This is a genomic window from Serratia sp. EWG9, from assembly GCF_019913725.1.
GTDB classification, from domain to species: Bacteria; Pseudomonadota; Gammaproteobacteria; order Enterobacterales; family Enterobacteriaceae; genus Serratia; species Serratia ureilytica.
Genome location: NZ_JADNRO010000009.1, coordinates 114881 through 130627 on the forward strand (window position 1 = coordinate 114881; position 15747 = coordinate 130627).

Below are 15747 nucleotides of genomic sequence, written 5' to 3' on the forward strand. Positions count from 1 at the left end.
CCTCTGCAATCGTGGGTACGGGGTTCAAGCCGATGGCTTGTTGTAAAACGCCGGGCGCGCCGGCAGGGTCACCGGTACGATCTCGCCGCTGAGCTGGGCCGCAACGCAGGCGTCGGCGGTCACGGCGGCGGCGTAGCCGTCCCAGGCAGAAGGCCCGGTCAGTTGGCCCGCGGCCACGTCGTTGATGAACCCCTGCAGCTCGACGTCATAGGCGTCGATAAAGCGATCCTTCCAGTCGGTCAGGATTTCGGTCGACAGGCGGGCGCCGCTGCGCAGCTGCACCGAGGACGGCTCCGGCAGTTTGGCGATGCCGGTTTCCCCCACCACTTCACACTGAATGTCGTAGCCGTACTGGCAGTTGACGAAAATCTCGACGTCGATGCGGGTGCCTTTGGCGGTTTCGAACAGCACAATCTGCGGATCTTTCAGATGCGGGAACGCCTTCGGGCTCTTGCGCGGGAACACCACCTGCACCGACACATAGTCGTCGTCGAGCAGCCAGCGCAGCACGTCGATTTCGTGGATCAGGGTGTCGGTGATCGCCATATCGGTGGTGTAAGCCTCGCCGACCGTCGGGTTGCGGTGCGCGCAGTGCAACATCAGCGGTTCGCCGATCTGGCCGCTGGTCAGCACCTGTTTCAGCGCGCGATAGCCCTGGTCATAGGGGCGCATAAAGCCGACCTGCACCAGCCGCTTGCCGTGCTTCGCTTCGGCATCGACGATGTTTTTGCAGCCCTGCGCGGTCACCGCCAGCGGTTTCTCGCAGAACACCGGTTTGCCGGCGGCGATGGCCGCCAGCACGAATTCTTCGTGGCTCGGCCCCCAGGAGGTGACCAGCACCGCCTGCACGTCGGCGGCCTTGATCAGATCGTGGCCGCTGTCATACACCCGCGCATCCAGCTGCAGATCGTTCACCGCCTTGGCGGCGTTGTCGCGATTGATGTCGTTCACCGCCACGACGCGGGCGCCCTGCAAAACTTTGCTGCAGCGACGGATATGATCGCGGCCGATGGCGCCGGTGCCGATAACCCCAATGTTCAAAGTCATTTTCGCTACCCTCTGGAAAGTGTGTTGTGTTCGAAAACGAATCAGTAATCGCGCGCCTTATCGATGTTTTCCTGCAGCTTGCGCGCCACTGCGACGATTTTCTCGCTGTCGGCCACCTGAGCGCCGCCCACGCGCCACCAGCTGAGGTACTTGTGCACCATGGTCTTCGGCAGCACTTTGATGTCGAGCAGCGTGGACACGGTTTGCCTGCGGGCGTCGGCCAGCGCGTCGAGCAGCTGCTGCTCGGTGGTGACGCGATAGGTTTTGCAGCCGTAAGCCGCCGCCAGCATGGCGAAATCGACCGGCACCAGTTTGCCGTCGAGCTTGCCGCCCTCTGGATTACGGAAGCGGAATTCGGTGGTGTAACTGTCCATGCCGTGTTCCATCTGCAGGTTGTTGATGCAGCCGTTGGTCATGTTGTCAAACAGCACCACGTTGATCTTGCAGCCTTCCTGAATCGAAGTGACCAGCTCGGAATGGAGCATCATGAAGGCGCCGTCGCCCACCATCGCGTACACCTCGCGCTGCGGCTCGGCCAGCTTGACCCCCAATGCGGCGTTCACCTCGTACCCCATGCAGGAGTAGCCGTATTCCACGTGGTAACCGTGCTCGCCATGGTTGTGCCACACCCGCTGCAGGTCGCCCGGCAGGCTGCCGGCGGCGGCCACGATCACGCTGTCCGGCGGCAGCTCGCGGTTCAGCACCCCCAGCACCCGGCTTTGCGTCATCGCCGAGTCGGTCTGCGCGATAAATTCGGCGAACACCCGTTCGCGATCGAGGTGATCGTCTATTTCCGGCACAAAGCCTGCGCCGCTGTATTCCACCGCGTAAACCCGCTCGGTCTCTTCACGCTGGGCGCCGCGCGCAGCGGCGATGGCGTCGCCCCAGCCGGCGCGATAATCAGCCTGCGCCAGCAGCGCGCTCAGTTCGCTCAGGCCCTCGCGGGCGTCCGCCAGCACCTGCACGCCGTCGAGCTTGCCGGCGTCAAAGGCGCTGACGTTGATATTGAGGAAGCTGACGTCCGGATGTTGAAACAGCCATTTGGACGAGGTGGTGAAATCGGTGTAACGGGTGCCGACGCCAATCACCAGATCGGCCTGTCGAGCCAGCGTGTTGGCCGCCAGGCAGCCGGTTTCGCCGATGCCGCCGAGGTTGAATTCATGATCGCTCGGCACCGCGCCTTTGCCGGCCTGGGTTTCGGCGAACGGAATGCCGAAGCGCTCGGCGAATTCGCGCAGCGCCCGCCCGGCCTGCGAGTACTTCACGCCGCCGCCGCACACCAGCAGCGGTTTGCGTTTGGCCGTCAGCAGCGCCAAGGCGTCCGCCAACATGCCATCGGTCGCCGGGCGGCGATCGAGCCGGTGCACGCGTTTTTGGAAGAAATAGTCGGGGTAGTCGTAGGCTTCCCCCTGCACGTCCTGCGGCAGACACAGCGTCACCGCGCCGGTTTCCGCCGGATCGGTCAGCACGCGCATCGCGTTGATGCAGGCGCTCATCAGCTGCTCCGGCCGCACGATGCGGTCCCAGTACTTGCTCACCGCGCGGAACGCGTCGTTGGTGCTGATGCTGAGATCGTAAGACTGTTCGATTTGCTGCAGCACCGGGTCCGGCTGGCGGGAAGCGTAAACGTCGCCCGGCAGCAGCAATAAAGGGATGCGGTTGGCGGTGGCGGTAGCCGCGGCGGTGATCATATTGGCGGCACCGGGGCCGACCGAGGAGGTGCAGGCGTAAATCTGCCGGCGCAATTTCTGCTTGGCGAAGCCGATCGCCGCGTGGGCCATCCCCTGTTCGTTACGGCCCTGGTGCACCCGCAGATCGCCACTATCCTGTTCCAGCGCTTGCCCCAACCCCAGTACGTTGCCGTGGCCGAAAATCGCGAAAATGCCCGCGACGAATTTGGTTTCCACCCCGTCGGCCAGCAGATACTGGTTATCGAGAAATCTGACGAGCGCCTGCGCCATGGTTAGCCTGATCTTGCCCATTTACTCACCCTTTAGATTGAGGGCCGCCCCGGAAAGGGCTCGCTCCGAGCCGACAATCCCGTGTTTGTGTTACGCGGCGGCAGCTATTATCTTGAGCAGGCGATGCCCGCTGCTCACGAAGTCGACAACCTGAAACGTGAAGCGATTATAAACAAATATATTTTTCATAAAATCACATTACAGAAGAAACATTTCATTTTGCGATAAAGATCGCATATTAGATGAAAAGCCCGTTTCATCTCGTGGTTTGGCCTTTACCGGCTTAGCGCCGCGCACCGGCCGGGGAACCCCATCAGCACTCAGGGCGACCGTCTTTCATCCTGCCCCGGCGCCTCTTTGCCGCACGCCCTCCGCCACCCTCTCATGGCGACTTAATCCGCTTTTTCCGCTCCTCCGTCGATGTTTTAAACGCATCACATTTTTGGGGTGTAAATTTCATTCCATATTGAAATTGAAATTTTCATTCCCCATACTGTTCCCATGCTTCCTGCAAGGCGCCACGCTCGGGCCGCCGCCGGAGTTTTGCTTAAACAGAAGGAAACGGGTATGGCTACACAAGAAAAACAGCTTGATGTCATTTGTCTCGGGCGCATCGCCGTCGATTTCTATGCTCAGCAGATCGGCGCGCGTCTGGAAGACGCCGGCACATTCGCCAAATACCTCGGCGGCTCTTCCGGCAACGTGGCCTACGGCACCGCCATTCAGGGGTTGAAATCCGGCATGCTGGCCCGCGTCGGCGATGAACACATGGGCCGCTTTCTGCGTGAAGAGCTGCAGCGCGTCGGGGCCGATACCCGCTGTCTGATCACCGACAAACACCGGTTAACTGGCCTGGTGATCCTCGGCATCAAGGATCAGGAAACCTTCCCGCTGATCTTCTACCGCGAAAACTGCGCGGACATGGCGCTGACGCCGGACGACATCGACGAAACCTACATCGCCAGCGCGCGCGCGCTGGCCATCACCGGCACGCACCTGTCGCACCCGAACACCCGCGCCGCCGTGTTGAAGGCGCTGGAATACGCGCGCCGCCACGGTTTGCGCACCGCGCTCGACATCGATTATCGCCCGGTGCTGTGGGGGCTGACGTCGCTGGGCGACGGCGAAACCCGCTTTGTGGAATCGGCACAGGTGACCCGCGAGCTGCAGGAAGTGCTGCACCAATTCGATCTGATCGTCGGCACCGAAGAGGAATTTCATATCGCCGGCGGCAGCACCGATACGCTGACGGCGCTGAAAAACGTGCGCCGGACGACCGCGGCCACGCTGGTGTGCAAGCGCGGCGCGCAGGGCTGCTCGGTGTTCGAAGATGACATCGCCGACGACTGGGCGCAGGTGAAGCTGCACGCCGGCGTGCGGGTGGAGGTGCTGAACGTGCTGGGGGCCGGCGACGCCTTTATGTCCGGTCTGCTGCGCGGCTATCTGAACGATGAGGGTTGGGATCAGTCCTGCCGCTACGCCAACGCCTGCGGCGCATTGGTGGTCTCGCGCCACGGCTGCGCGCCGGCCATGCCGACCAAACGGGAGCTGGACAACTACCTGCAGCGTGAACAACAGGTCACGCGCCCGGACCGCGACGCGCGCCTGAACCACCTGCACCGGGTCACCACCCGCAAGCAACAGTGGCCGGAACTGTGCGTGTTCGCCTTCGATCACCGCAAGCAGCTGGCGGACATGGCGCGCGAAGCCGGCGTCGGCGAGGAACGCATCCCGCGTCTGAAGACCCTGCTGCTCACTGCGGCGCGACAGGCCGCCGCGCAGGCCGGCCTCAACGGCAACAGCGGCATTCTGGCCGACACCACCTACGGGCAGGCGGCGCTGAACGAGATCACCGGCCAGGGATGGTGGATCGGCCGGCCGGTGGAGCTGCCCAGCTCGCGCCCGCTGCGCCTGGAGCACGGCAATATCGGTTCGCAATTGATCGACTGGCCGCAGGAGCACGTGGTGAAGTGCCTGGTGTTTTATCACCCGCACGACGCGGCGGAACTGCGCCGCGAACAGGATGCGCTGATCGCCGACGTCTACCGCGGCTGCTGCAAATCCGGTCACGAACTGCTGCTGGAGGTGATCCTGCCGGACAGCAACGCCGACAAGGACGAGCGCTATTACCTGGAGATGATTGAACACTTCTACCAGTTGGGCATTCAGCCGGACTGGTGGAAACTGCCGCCGCTGAGCGCGGAAAACTGGCAGCGGGTCGGCGCGCTGATCGACGCCTGCGATCCCGACTGCCGCGGCGTGCTGATCCTGGGGCTCGACTCCCCGGAGGCGGTGCTGAAGGCGGGCTTTGCCGCCGCCGCAGATGCGCGCTGGGTGAAAGGTTTCGCCGTCGGCCGCACCATTTTCGGCCAACCTTCGCGCCGCTGGCTACAGGGGGAAATCGACGACGCGGCCCTGATCGAGCAGGTGAAACAAAAATACCTGACGCTGATCGGTTTCTGGCGCCAGTACCGTCCGCAGGCGGGCGGCGCGCACTGACAGCAACAGCAGGTTCACGTCCCCTTAAGGCCATTTCGCCGCTTTAAGGGGATTTTTTTGCCCATTTTCTGTGAAGTCGCGCAATGTGCGATCGAATAAATCGCTTTTTGAGGAAATGAAATTTCCGCTCCGTCTGTTAAAATACCCTGTCAATATTTCAGGCGTCAGGCCAATGCGCCTTCACCCCACTGCGAGCCGAATGGATGAACAACCCAACTCAACTTTCGCTGTTACAGGACGAGATCCGCCACCGTTATGAAACGCTGAGCAAGCGTTTGAAGCAGGTGGCGCGCTACATTTTGGATAACAGTAACAGCATCGCTTTCGATACCGTTGCCTCCATCGCCGCACAGGCCAGCGTGCCGCCCTCCACGCTGATCCGTTTCGCCAACGCCTTCGGCTTCAGCGGCTTCAACGAAATGAAGCAGGTGTTCCGTCAGCATCTGATGGAAGAGACGGTGAACTATACCGAGCGCGCGCGTCTGTTCCGCCAAACCTCCACCGACGACAACGTCGCGCCGGAGAAACCGGCGGAGATTCTCAACGTATTCACCATGGTCAACGCGCAGGCGCTGCAGCAACTGGCGATGCAAATCGCCCCCGAGCAGCTGGATCGCGCCGTTGAGCTGCTCAACAACGCCGAAAACATCTACGTGATCGGCCTGCGCCGCTCGTTCAGCGTCGCTTCCTACCTCACCTATGCGCTGCGCCATCTGGAGCGCCGCGCGTTTCTGATCGACGGCCTGGGCGGAATGTTCACCGAACAGCTGAGCATGGTGAAACCGAAGGACGTAGTGATCGCCATCAGCTATTCGCCGTACGCCCGCGAGGCGGTGGAACTGGTGGAATTGGGCGCCAAGCGCGGCGCGCAGCAGATCGCCATCACCGACAGCCAGGTCAGCCCGCTGGCCGCCTTCAGCGACGTCTGTTTCGTGGTGCGCGAAGCGCAGGTGGACGGGTTCCGCTCGCAGGTGGCTTCGATGTGCCTGGCGCAGACGCTGGCGGTCTCGCTGGCGCTGAATAACGCCCGGGACGAGTAAAGCTGACAAAAAAGCCCGGCAAGCCGGGCCTCAAGCGCCTATTGCGCGGCGGGGTAGCCGTCGCCGTTAATCCAGGCGTGGTCTTTTTCCCAGGTGAACTTCCACTGCCGCACCGGCCCGGCCATCACGTTGAGGTAATAGTTGTCGTAACCCGCCAGGGTCGCCACCGGGTGATAACCGCGCGGCACTTTCACCACGTCGCGATTGTAGACCGGCATGCACTCGTCGAGCGTGCGGTCGTCGGTATAGACGCGCTGCATGCAGAACCCTTGCTCCGGCTGAATGCGGTGATAGTACGTCTCTTCCAGATAGGTTTCGTCCGGCGAGTCTTCTTGATCGTGCTTGTGGCTCGGATAGGAGCTGGTGTTGCCCTCGTCGGTGTAAACCTCCACCACCAGCAGACTGTCGGCCGGCTCGCTGTCCGGCAGAATGTTGTGCACCAGCCGCTGGTTGCGCCCCTTGCCGCGCCGCTCCACGCCGATATCCGCCGGCGTGATCAGCCGTGAAGGCAGGTGGCCGCCGCCGGGCGCGCTGCACACCGCCAGCTCCACATCGGTTTCTGCCCGCACGTCGATGCGATCGTGGTGCGGCACATACACCGCGTAAGGCGGCGTACGTTCGAACGGACTCATGCGTTTGCCGATATGCGGGTATTCGGCGCGCCGCGTGGCGACGGAGGCGATACCGGCCACCAGCACCAGACACAGTTCCTTGTCGCCGCATTCCAGCTGCAGCGACTGCCCGGCAGCCAGGCGGTAAACGTCAAAGCCGACATAGCGCCAACCGGCATTTTCCGGCGTCACGTGCTGGATACGCCCCTCGGCGTTCGGCGTCTGACATTTGGCAAGCAGTGAAGACATTTCGATTCTCCTGTTAACTCGCAGTGCAAAGGCCGTTGCTCCGAAGGAGCAACGGCCTGGCCTGAGTGTGAAAGCGCTTAGCCCAGCGTCGGCATGCTGAATTCGGACACCGTCTGCTGCCCGGCCGGCCAGCGCGCGGTGGCGGTCTTCATGCGCGTGTAGAAGCGCACGCCGTCGGTGCCGTGCACGTTCAACGCGCCGAACACCGAGCGCTTCCAGCCGCCGAAGCTGTGGAACGCCATCGGCACCGGCACCGGCACGTTGACGCCGACCATTCCGGCCTGCACGTCTTGCACGAACTGGCGCGCATAGTGGCCGCTGCCGGTGAAGATGGCGCTGCCGTTGCCGAATTCATGGCCGTTCACCGTGTCGATGGCGGTGCGGTAGTCCGGCACCCGTACGATGCCCAGCACCGGCCCAAAAATCTCTTCGCGGTAGATGCGCATGTTCGGCGTCACATGGTCGAACAGCGTGCCGCCGACGTAGTAGCCTTCAGGATAGCCCGGCACCTGATAGTTGCGGCCGTCGGCCACCAGGGTGGCGCCTTCTTCCACGCCCAAATCGATGTAGCCCAGCACCTTTTTCTGGTGAGCGGACGACACCAGCGGCCCCATTTCATTCTCTTCGCCGCCCTGCTGCAAGCCCGGCCCGACGCGCAGCTGCGCGATCAGCGGCTTCAGTTTGGCGATCAGTTTATCGGCAGTGTCGTCACCAACCACCACGGCGATCGGCAACGCCATGCAGCGCTCGCCGGCAGAGCCGAACGCGCCGCCCATCAGCGCGTTGACCGTGGCGTCCAGATCGGCGTCCGGCATGACGATCGCCTGGTTCTTCGCCGCGCCGAAGGCCTGCACCCGCTTGCCGTGCGCGCTGGCGGTGGTATAGATATGTTCCGCCACGGTGGAGGAGCCGACGAAGCTCACCGCCTGAATGCGCGGATCGGTACACAGCTGCGCCGCATCTTCATTGGCGCAGTGCACCACGTTGAACACGCCGTCCGGCAAACCGGCTTCCTTCAACAGTTCCGCCAGGCGCACCGAGGCCGAAGGCACCAGCGCCGGCGGCTTGAGGACGAAGGTGTTGCCGCAGGCCAGCGCGATGGGGAACATCCACATCGGCACCATCGCCGGGAAGTTGAACGGAGTAATGCCCGCCACCACGCCCAGCGGCTGCATCAGCGAGAAGCTGTCGACGCCGCTGCCGACGTCCGGCGAGTACTCGCCTTTGATCAGATGCGGGATGCCGCAGGCGAATTCGACCACTTCCATGCCGCGCGTCAGTTCGCCCAGCGCATCCGAATACACTTTGCCGTGCTCGCTGACGATAAGCTCGGCCAGCTCGTCGCGGTGCTGTTCCAGCAGCGCCTTGAAATTGAACATGATGCGCGCGCGGCGCAGCGGCGTAGTGCGCGACCAGTCGGCGAACGCCCGGTGGGCCACGTCGATGGCCTGCTTGACTTCGGCGGCGGTGCTCTGCGTGACGCGCCGCTCAACCTGCCCGCTGGCCGGGTTGTGCACGTCGACGGTCTGATTGCTGCTGCTCAGGCACACCTGCCCGTCAATAAAGTTACCCACGGTTTTCATGTCACGCCCTCTTTTCAAGTCCGCTGTCGCCTGGCCACACCCAGGCGGCGCGGCGTTAATCGTCCCGCTCGCCAAACCCCGTCGGCAAGCCGGCTACATCCTGACCGGATGCAGCAAACTCTATTGCATTGAAAAAAAAGTTTCAAATAAATTGTTTTGAAAAATTTATTTTTAGTGCGTGAGGTCGCAATTTTGCGGTGTCGATCGGGTTGGCGCTTTCATTATCGCGCCAATCAAGGCGCGGTTTCGCAGGAGAGTCCATCGCTAATGCACACTGACTTTGCTACAGAAAATCCGCACTGCGCCTGACCTGCGGCCGTTACCGCCTCCCTCCGAGCGCCCAAGGCGCCCGGATCGCTCGCGACGGTTTTTTTTGAACTGGATCTAAAAATCAATATTCCATTATTCACTAATTATGAAATAAATGTTCTTGTTTGTTCCAGCATTTATCAACGACATCGCCTTGATGACAGGCACGGTTCACACCCTTCCGCTCGCCCTCTTCCCGACACCCCAACCGTGCGGACGGAAGCCAGGATAAAAATCGGAGCAACACATGTCATATCAGCGTAAGCACAATACCGGTTACATATTGCGAATTTGCGGCATCGCCGCCCTGGGCGGCATTCTGTTCGGCTACGACACCGCCGTGATCTCCGGCGCGATCGAAGCGTTGAAAACCTATTTCAATCTCAGCCCGGCCGAAACCGGCTGGGCCGTCTCCAACGTGGTGATCGGTTGCGTGATCGGCGCCTTCGCCGCCGGGCCGCTGGCGGCGCGCTGGGGCCGTAAAAAGGCGCTGATGCTGGCGGCGCTGCTGTTCACCGTGTCCGCCGTCGGCGCCGCATTGGCCCCGACCTTCACCTGGTTCGTCATTTACCGCATCATCGGCGGGCTGGCGGTCGGCATCGCCGCCACCGTGTCGCCGATGTACATGTCGGAAGTGTCGCCGAAAGACATGCGCGGGCGGGCGCTCAGCATGCAGCAGTTCGCCATCGTCTTCGGTCAGATCGTGATTTTCTACGTCAACTTCAAAATCGCCAGCCTCGCCAGCGAAGCCTGGCTGGTGGAAATGGGCTGGCGCTGGATGTTCGCCTCAGGCGTGATCCCCTGCATTCTGTTCTGCATCCTGGTGTTCGTCATTCCTGAATCGCCGCGCTGGAACGTGATGATGGGCCGCGACGATCAGGCGCTGGCGATGTTGACCAAAGTCTCCAACGCCGCCCACGCGCAGAATCTGCTGAAAGAAATCAAAGACTCGCTGCAGCAGGATCAACAGCAGCAGCACCGGAAGCTGAACTACGGCGATGTGCGGGTGCGGTTCATCCTGTTCGTTGGCTGTATGATCGCCATGTTGCAGCAGGTCACCGGCGTCAACGTGATGATGTACTACGCGCCGGTGGTGCTGAAAACCGTCACCGAAAACGCGCAGGAAGCGCTGTTCCAGACCATCTGGATCGGCGTGCTGCAGCTGGTCGGTTCGGTCATCGGCGCCATGCTGATGGATCGCATGGGCCGCATTCCGTTGATGCGTTACGGCACGCTGGGCGCCATCGCCGGCCTGCTGCTCACCTCGTACGCGCTCTACACCCAGGCCACCGGCTATTTCGCGCTGTTCGGCATGCTGTTCTTCATGGTGTTTTATGCGCTCTCCTGGGGCGTCGGCGCTTGGGTGCTGGTGTCGGAGATCTTCCCGAACCGCATGCGCGCGCAGGGGATGAGCATCGCCGTCGGCTGCATGTGGGTCGCCAACTTCGCGGTGTCGCAGTCGTTCCCGATGATCAACGATCACCCTTACCTGTTCTCGCATTTCCACGGCGCCTTCCCGATGTGGATCTTCGCCGCCTGCTGTCTGTTCAGCTACTGGTTCATCGGCCGCTATATTCCGGAAACCAAAGGCGTCTCGCTGGAAAAAATGGAGCAGGTGGTGTTGGCCAAACGCCACCGCCAATCCCAGACCGACGGCAAGCCGCTGCCGCTGGAAAACGGCAAATCCTGATCTCTCAACCCTGACCGCTGGAGTCATGCCCATGAACATTGCGCTGGACCGCTTCTGCATTAACCGCAAGATCGCACCGAATCTCGATCTGGACCGTTTTTTCCGCCTGGTGAAACGCTGCGGGCTCAGCAAAGTTGAGCTGCGCAACGACATGCCCAGCGGCAAGGTGACCGACGATCTGAGCGACGCGCAGCTCAACGCGCTCGCCGCGCAATACGGCATCGAGATCGTCACGATCAACGCCCTCGGCAGGTTCAATCTGATGGATGACCCGGCGGTGCTGCAGCAGCGCGCCGAAGCGATGCTGGCGCAGGCGCAGGCCATCCGCAGCCGGGCGTTGGTGCTGTGCCCGCACTGCAGCGCCGACGACACGCGCAGCGAGCAGCAAAAACGGGACGACACCCTCGCGGCGTTGCGGCTGCTGGCGCCGCTGTTTGCCCGCTATGGCGTACAGGGATACGTCGAACCGCTGGGCTTCGGCATCAGCTCGCTGCGATCGTCGCTGCTGACCCAGGCGCTTATCCGCGACTCGGGCGCGCCGTACCGCATCGTGCTCGATACGTTCCACCACTATCTGAGCGATGTGGCGCAGGCCGACTTCGACGCGCAGATCCAGGTGGCGCAGATCGGCCTGGTGCATCTGTCCGGCGTGGAGGACGGGCGGGATAAAAGCGCGCTGAGCGACGAAGAGCGCATCATGCTGAGCGAGGGCGATCGGCTGGAGAGCCGCCGCCAGGTGCAGAACCTGGAACGCCTGGGCTACACCGGCGTCTATGCTTTCGAACCGTTCTCTTCACAGCTGGACCGCTGGAGCGAGGCGGATATCGAACGGGAAATCCGCCAGAGCATCGCCCTGCTGCAAGGGTAAACAAAACGGCCTCCGCGGAGGCCGTTTTTCATGGCGTTACTTCAGGTTGCCGACCACCAGCTGATGGCGCTCATTGTAAAACTTACGGTAGGCCAGATAGCAGGCGATGATGGTCGACAGGCTGGCGGTGGAAAGCAGCATGAAGGTCACCATAATCTGATATTTGATCGCTTTCACCGGATCGATGCCGGCGAAGATCAGCCCGGACATCATGCCCGGCAGGCTGACCAGCCCGACGGTTTTCGCCGAGTCGACGGTCGGGATCAGCGAAGCGCGGATGCTGTCGCGGATCAGCGCCGCCGACGCGAACTTGGGCGTCGCCCCCAGGCTGAGCATCTCCTGAATCTTCTGCTGCTCGCTTTTGAAACGCTGGCCGAGGTTGGTATAGCACAGCCCCACCGCCACCATGGCGTTGCCGGCGATCATCCCGGAGATGGGGATCACCTGCATCGGCGTAAATTCGATGGAGCCGGTCAATACCAGCACCGCCAGCGTCAGCACCGCGCCGGTGGTGATGGCGATAAACGACGTCACGAACGCGTGTTCGACGTACTTGCTGCGTTTCTTGGCGTTGTAGGCCGCGTTAAAGCAGATGAACAGCACCATCAACACGGTGAGAACGGCGTTATCCAGGTCGAAAATATACTTCAGCACGTAGCCGACGATGATCAGCTGCACCACCGCGCGGCAGATGCTCCAGATGATGTCCTTTTCCAGCGCCAGCTTTTCCCGGTGGCTGATCAGGATGGCGACCACCACCAGCACCATCGACAAGCCCAAGGATTCGTTGGTGATATTATGCTGATTCATGCTGTTGCTCCTGTGGCTCGGCGCCGTGCGCGCGCAGGGTGATCACCTCGTCCGCATGCGCTATCTCTTCGGTATCGTGCGTCACCCACAGCACCGCCAGCCGGTGTTCCGCCACCAGCTGATGCACGATTTCGTTGACGTTGCGCTTATTTTCCTCGTCCAACGCGCTGGTGATCTCATCGAGCAACAGCACCCGCGGCATAAACTGCAGGTTGCGGATCAGGGACACGCGCTGCTTCTCCCCGCCGGACAGTTCATTGATGCTTTTCGTCAGCATCGCCTCCGGCAGGCCGAAACGCGCCAGATCGGCCTTCATTTTTCGCTCGGCCGGCGGTTCCTGGCGGATCTGATACGGCAGCGCCAGATTGTCGTAAACCGTATTGCCGAACAGCGCCGGCGTCTGGAAGCAATAAGAGACCTGCTTGCGATACGCCTCCGGCGACATCTCGTCGATCGCCTGGCCGTCGAAATAGAGGCTTCCGCTGGTCGGATTCATTAAGGAAGAGATGATTTTCAGCAGCGTGCTTTTTCCGCAGCCGGAAGGCCCGGTGATCAGTTTGAACTCGCCCTCACCCAACGTGAAAGAGACGGAGTCCAGGATCACCTGGCGGTCTATTTGATAATGAATATCATCCAATCTCAGTATGTCTTTCTTTTCCTTCATTACGATGCCGGCTCCCTACACCTGTTCCCGTCTGAGCGATAAGTATATGGTCGCAAAAAACATCTTAGCAATGCCTGCGCGGAGGGCGGAAAGCGGAGAGGAGGATTGGCGGAGCGAAACGCCCCGCCAAATAATAAGATTAATTAATGTTTAGCTGTAAGATAGTCAAAAGCGACCGTCAGGGTCGAATCACTCTTTTTTTATCGCTGCCTGTTCGTCGCAGCTGTACCAGCGTAGAGAATTGTTGATGCTGCGGTGGGTGCAGCGGACCTTGCCCTCCTTTTCCAGCGCCAGCAGCAGGGTGCGGGTGGTATAAATGTTTTCACCGCATTTATCCGCCAGCTCGCGGGTCTTCGGCCATTGCTCCGGCGGGGGATGATGGCCGCCGGAGCCTTCCACACGATCCCTGCACAATCCTTGCAACACATTCAGCATCAGCGATTTTCTGCTTTCAAACGTTTTCGGCGCCTTGGCCATAGCATTCCTCCTGAGTGGTTACTGCTGAGCTCCCCGCTCACGACTGCACGTCAGCGATGCGCAGGGTATAAATCATGGTGGCGTCCGGAGGGATCGCCGGCGGGCTGCCCTGCTTGCCGTACGCCAGCGCCGGCGGCACCACCAGCGTGATCGAGCCGTGGCGCTGCAGCTTCTCGATAGCCGCGCGAAACAGCGGCGGATAGCGCGTCAATGGCTGCGAGATCACCGTTCCCGCCAGCTCCATGTCTTTGATCACCCGGCCGTCGGTCAGGCTTTCGCGCACCACGATATCCACCCGATCGTCGGCGCCGATCGCACCGCTGCCGGCATAGTCCACCCGGTAGTAGAAACCGAGCGCATCTTGCTTGACTCCCTCCTGGCGGGCGAAATCGGCCAGATAGGCCTTGCCGTCCGGAGGGGGAGCCTGTGTCTGTTGCGTCTGCTGCAAACGTTGCTGCGCCGTGCGCAGCGCGCTGTCGATGGCGGCCTCATCCAGCCGCAAGCGCCCGGCCAGGGTATCGGCGATGCCCGCCAGCAAAAGCCGCCGATCCGCCTCCAGTCCCGCACGCCGGTTCTCCTGTTGCAGATGCAAAATATCGCGCCCCAGCGATACGCCGGCGGCATACGCCTGCTTGTCCGCCTCGCTGGCCAGCACCGGGGCCTCAGCCGCCTGCCGCCGCTCAGCCAGCAAGGCGTCTACCCGCTGCCGTTGCTGTGCCAACTGCGCCGTCAAGCTTGCGCTGCGCTGTTCGGCCCGCGTGAGCGAAGCGGCCAGCGCGGTGACCTCAGGCAACGGCGCAACGGCCTGCCGCAACGCCTTCAGGGCATCGGCCAGCGGCCGAATATCGACATCGGTCCGCGCGCTTTTCGGCGCCGCGGCGGCCTGAGCCGCCGCCAACTGGCGCTCCAGCTGACGGATTTTCTCCGCCTGCTGTTGTACAGAGTGCTTCAGAGAAGTTAAACGAGCGCCGTCTGCCCCCGCGACGGCGGCCGGTTTGGCGGCCGGTGCGGGCGCCGGTTTACGCGCGGTTTCCTCCTTGAGCGCGGCCGGTGGAGCCTGCCGCTGTTCGGCAAACTTCAACAGGGCGGGAATGCCGTCGTCAGCGGCGCAAACGGCACCGCTCAGCGCCAACAGCCAAAGCCCCATCGCCCATCTTTGCGCGCATCGCTTCATGGCTACAGATTCTCGACCCGGTTGGACAGATCGGACATCAGCTCATGTTCAACGTCGGCGCAGAATTTCTCGGTTTTATATTGATAAAGAGCATCAATCGCTTTACGGGTGCTTTCATCCACATTGCCGCGCACGCCGGCATATCCGGAAGCGTTGGAAAGCAGACCGTTAAAATAGGCAATGCGTTTTTGGTAACTCTGCGGATTAATATTTTTTAATGAGTTAACCCGTTGCTGGCAAAGCGCGATACGTTGTTCATCGGATTTATCATTAGGATTGTTCTGTGAAAGTTTTTTCACGGAATTCAGGTTTGTTTTGCTACCGCCCACGCAGCCTGACAGCGACATGACAGACAGTAAAAATATAGCAGAAACTACCGTACGGCGGCCGCCGCAAGCATTAATCATCGTTATCATTCCGTTTATAATCCTTTAATTGTCACTTAGGTCATCATTATGTGGCGAACGGCAACAGCACATGCCTTAATTTGATTAATCAAAATGGGTTAGGCAGTGAAAAATCCCTATACCGCAGTGCGATAGAATAATTCACTACCGATGACATTGTTATTTAATTGTTAATGAATTAGACCTAAACGCGGGCTAAACACGAATAAAAAAGCCAATCCCTTAGGGGAAGAAAACCACGAAACAACAATAAAAACAATAGATTATGTTTTATATTTTGTTTCTAAAGGGAAATTCATCATCTGCTGCCTCAGGGCGATATTAGCAAAACAATATGGCGAATTGTAGGTATCAGCCT

13 protein-coding genes are annotated in these 15747 nt (G+C 60.9%); 4 read left to right on the forward strand and 9 right to left on the reverse strand.

Annotated features, from left to right (window positions below; translation table 11 throughout):
- Positions 1-24 precede the first annotated feature (24 nt).
- Both ITX55_RS18940 and iolD read right to left on the reverse strand, forming a co-directional pair.
- Positions 25-1047: a Gfo/Idh/MocA family protein gene (locus ITX55_RS18940; RefSeq protein ID WP_042785519.1), complete on the reverse strand. Its 1023-nt coding sequence runs from the start codon at positions 1045-1047 to the stop codon at positions 25-27.
- 41 nt (positions 1048-1088) lie between these two features.
- Positions 1089-3029 (reverse strand): 3D-(3,5/4)-trihydroxycyclohexane-1,2-dione acylhydrolase (decyclizing), encoded by a 1941-nt coding sequence (gene iolD, locus ITX55_RS18945; RefSeq protein WP_033651763.1) that lies wholly within the window; start codon positions 3027-3029, stop codon positions 1089-1091.
- Positions 3030-3575: 546 nt separating this feature from the next.
- Between iolD and iolC the strand changes: the two genes are divergently transcribed.
- Both iolC and ITX55_RS18955 read left to right on the forward strand, forming a co-directional pair.
- A complete protein-coding gene (iolC, locus tag ITX55_RS18950; RefSeq protein WP_108682156.1) occupies positions 3576-5507 on the forward strand; it encodes a 5-dehydro-2-deoxygluconokinase in 1932 nt (643 codons plus the stop codon).
- Positions 5508-5710: 203 nt separating this feature from the next.
- Positions 5711-6547, forward strand: a complete 837-nt coding sequence (locus tag ITX55_RS18955; protein WP_004930856.1) for a MurR/RpiR family transcriptional regulator — start codon at positions 5711-5713, stop codon at positions 6545-6547.
- A gap of 38 nt (positions 6548-6585) precedes the next feature.
- Here ITX55_RS18955 and iolB read toward each other — a convergent pair whose 3' ends face one another.
- A complete protein-coding gene (iolB, locus tag ITX55_RS18960; protein WP_060660156.1) occupies positions 6586-7407 on the reverse strand; it encodes a 5-deoxy-glucuronate isomerase in 822 nt (273 codons plus the stop codon).
- Between the two features lie 77 nt (positions 7408-7484).
- A complete protein-coding gene (locus ITX55_RS18965; RefSeq protein WP_046687940.1) occupies positions 7485-8990 on the reverse strand; it encodes a CoA-acylating methylmalonate-semialdehyde dehydrogenase in 1506 nt (501 codons plus the stop codon).
- A gap of 556 nt (positions 8991-9546) precedes the next feature.
- On the opposite strand from ITX55_RS18965, the gene ITX55_RS18970 reads away from it, so the two are divergent.
- Positions 9547-10989, forward strand: a complete 1443-nt coding sequence (locus ITX55_RS18970) for a sugar porter family MFS transporter (RefSeq protein WP_108682158.1) — start codon at positions 9547-9549, stop codon at positions 10987-10989.
- 31 nt (positions 10990-11020) lie between these two features.
- The gene (locus ITX55_RS18975; protein ID WP_108682160.1) at positions 11021-11857 is read left to right on the forward strand and encodes a TIM barrel protein; all 837 of its coding nucleotides are present in this window, start codon (positions 11021-11023) and stop codon (positions 11855-11857) included.
- Between the two features lie 36 nt (positions 11858-11893).
- Here ITX55_RS18975 and fetB read toward each other — a convergent pair whose 3' ends face one another.
- The 5 genes from fetB to ITX55_RS19000 form a co-directional block, all read right to left on the reverse strand.
- Positions 11894-12667: an iron export ABC transporter permease subunit FetB gene (fetB, locus tag ITX55_RS18980; RefSeq protein ID WP_033645324.1), complete on the reverse strand. Its 774-nt coding sequence runs from the start codon at positions 12665-12667 to the stop codon at positions 11894-11896.
- Positions 12654-13331 (reverse strand): iron ABC transporter ATP-binding protein FetA, encoded by a 678-nt coding sequence (gene fetA / locus ITX55_RS18985; RefSeq protein WP_033645325.1) that lies wholly within the window; start codon positions 13329-13331, stop codon positions 12654-12656. The genes fetB and fetA overlap by 14 nt, the downstream gene beginning before the upstream one ends.
- Positions 13332-13520: 189 nt before the next feature.
- On the reverse strand, positions 13521-13808 hold the full coding sequence (locus ITX55_RS18990; protein WP_033645326.1) for a FaeA/PapI family transcriptional regulator: 288 nt from the start codon (positions 13806-13808) through the stop codon (positions 13521-13523).
- 37 nt (positions 13809-13845) lie between these two features.
- The gene (locus ITX55_RS18995; RefSeq protein WP_223524390.1) at positions 13846-14955 is read right to left on the reverse strand and encodes an FKBP-type peptidyl-prolyl cis-trans isomerase N-terminal domain-containing protein; all 1110 of its coding nucleotides are present in this window, start codon (positions 14953-14955) and stop codon (positions 13846-13848) included.
- Positions 14956-14984: 29 nt separating this feature from the next.
- Complete coding sequence (locus ITX55_RS19000; protein ID WP_033651770.1) at positions 14985-15398, reverse strand: hypothetical protein; 414 nt, start codon at positions 15396-15398, stop codon at positions 14985-14987.
- Positions 15399-15747: the final 349 nt, after the last annotated feature.

Coding starts and splice junctions, on each gene's coding strand:
- ITX55_RS18940 (WP_042785519.1), bottom strand. CDS start 1,047: ATGACTTTGAACATTGGGGTTATCGGCACCGGCGCCATCGGCCGCGAT.
- iolD (WP_033651763.1), bottom strand. CDS start 3,029: ATGGGCAAGATCAGGCTAACCATGGCGCAGGCGCTCGTCAGATTTCTC.
- iolC (WP_108682156.1), top strand. CDS start 3,576: ATGGCTACACAAGAAAAACAGCTTGATGTCATTTGTCTCGGGCGCATC.
- ITX55_RS18955 (WP_004930856.1), top strand. CDS start 5,711: ATGAACAACCCAACTCAACTTTCGCTGTTACAGGACGAGATCCGCCAC.
- iolB (WP_060660156.1), bottom strand. CDS start 7,407: ATGTCTTCACTGCTTGCCAAATGTCAGACGCCGAACGCCGAGGGGCGT.
- ITX55_RS18965 (WP_046687940.1), bottom strand. CDS start 8,990: ATGAAAACCGTGGGTAACTTTATTGACGGGCAGGTGTGCCTGAGCAGC.
- ITX55_RS18970 (WP_108682158.1), top strand. CDS start 9,547: ATGTCATATCAGCGTAAGCACAATACCGGTTACATATTGCGAATTTGC.
- ITX55_RS18975 (WP_108682160.1), top strand. CDS start 11,021: ATGAACATTGCGCTGGACCGCTTCTGCATTAACCGCAAGATCGCACCG.
- fetB (WP_033645324.1), bottom strand. CDS start 12,667: ATGAATCAGCATAATATCACCAACGAATCCTTGGGCTTGTCGATGGTG.
- fetA (WP_033645325.1), bottom strand. CDS start 13,331: ATGAAGGAAAAGAAAGACATACTGAGATTGGATGATATTCATTATCAA.
- ITX55_RS18990 (WP_033645326.1), bottom strand. CDS start 13,808: ATGGCCAAGGCGCCGAAAACGTTTGAAAGCAGAAAATCGCTGATGCTG.
- ITX55_RS18995 (WP_223524390.1), bottom strand. CDS start 14,955: ATGGGGCTTTGGCTGTTGGCGCTGAGCGGTGCCGTTTGCGCCGCTGAC.
- ITX55_RS19000 (WP_033651770.1), bottom strand. CDS start 15,398: ATGATAACGATGATTAATGCTTGCGGCGGCCGCCGTACGGTAGTTTCT.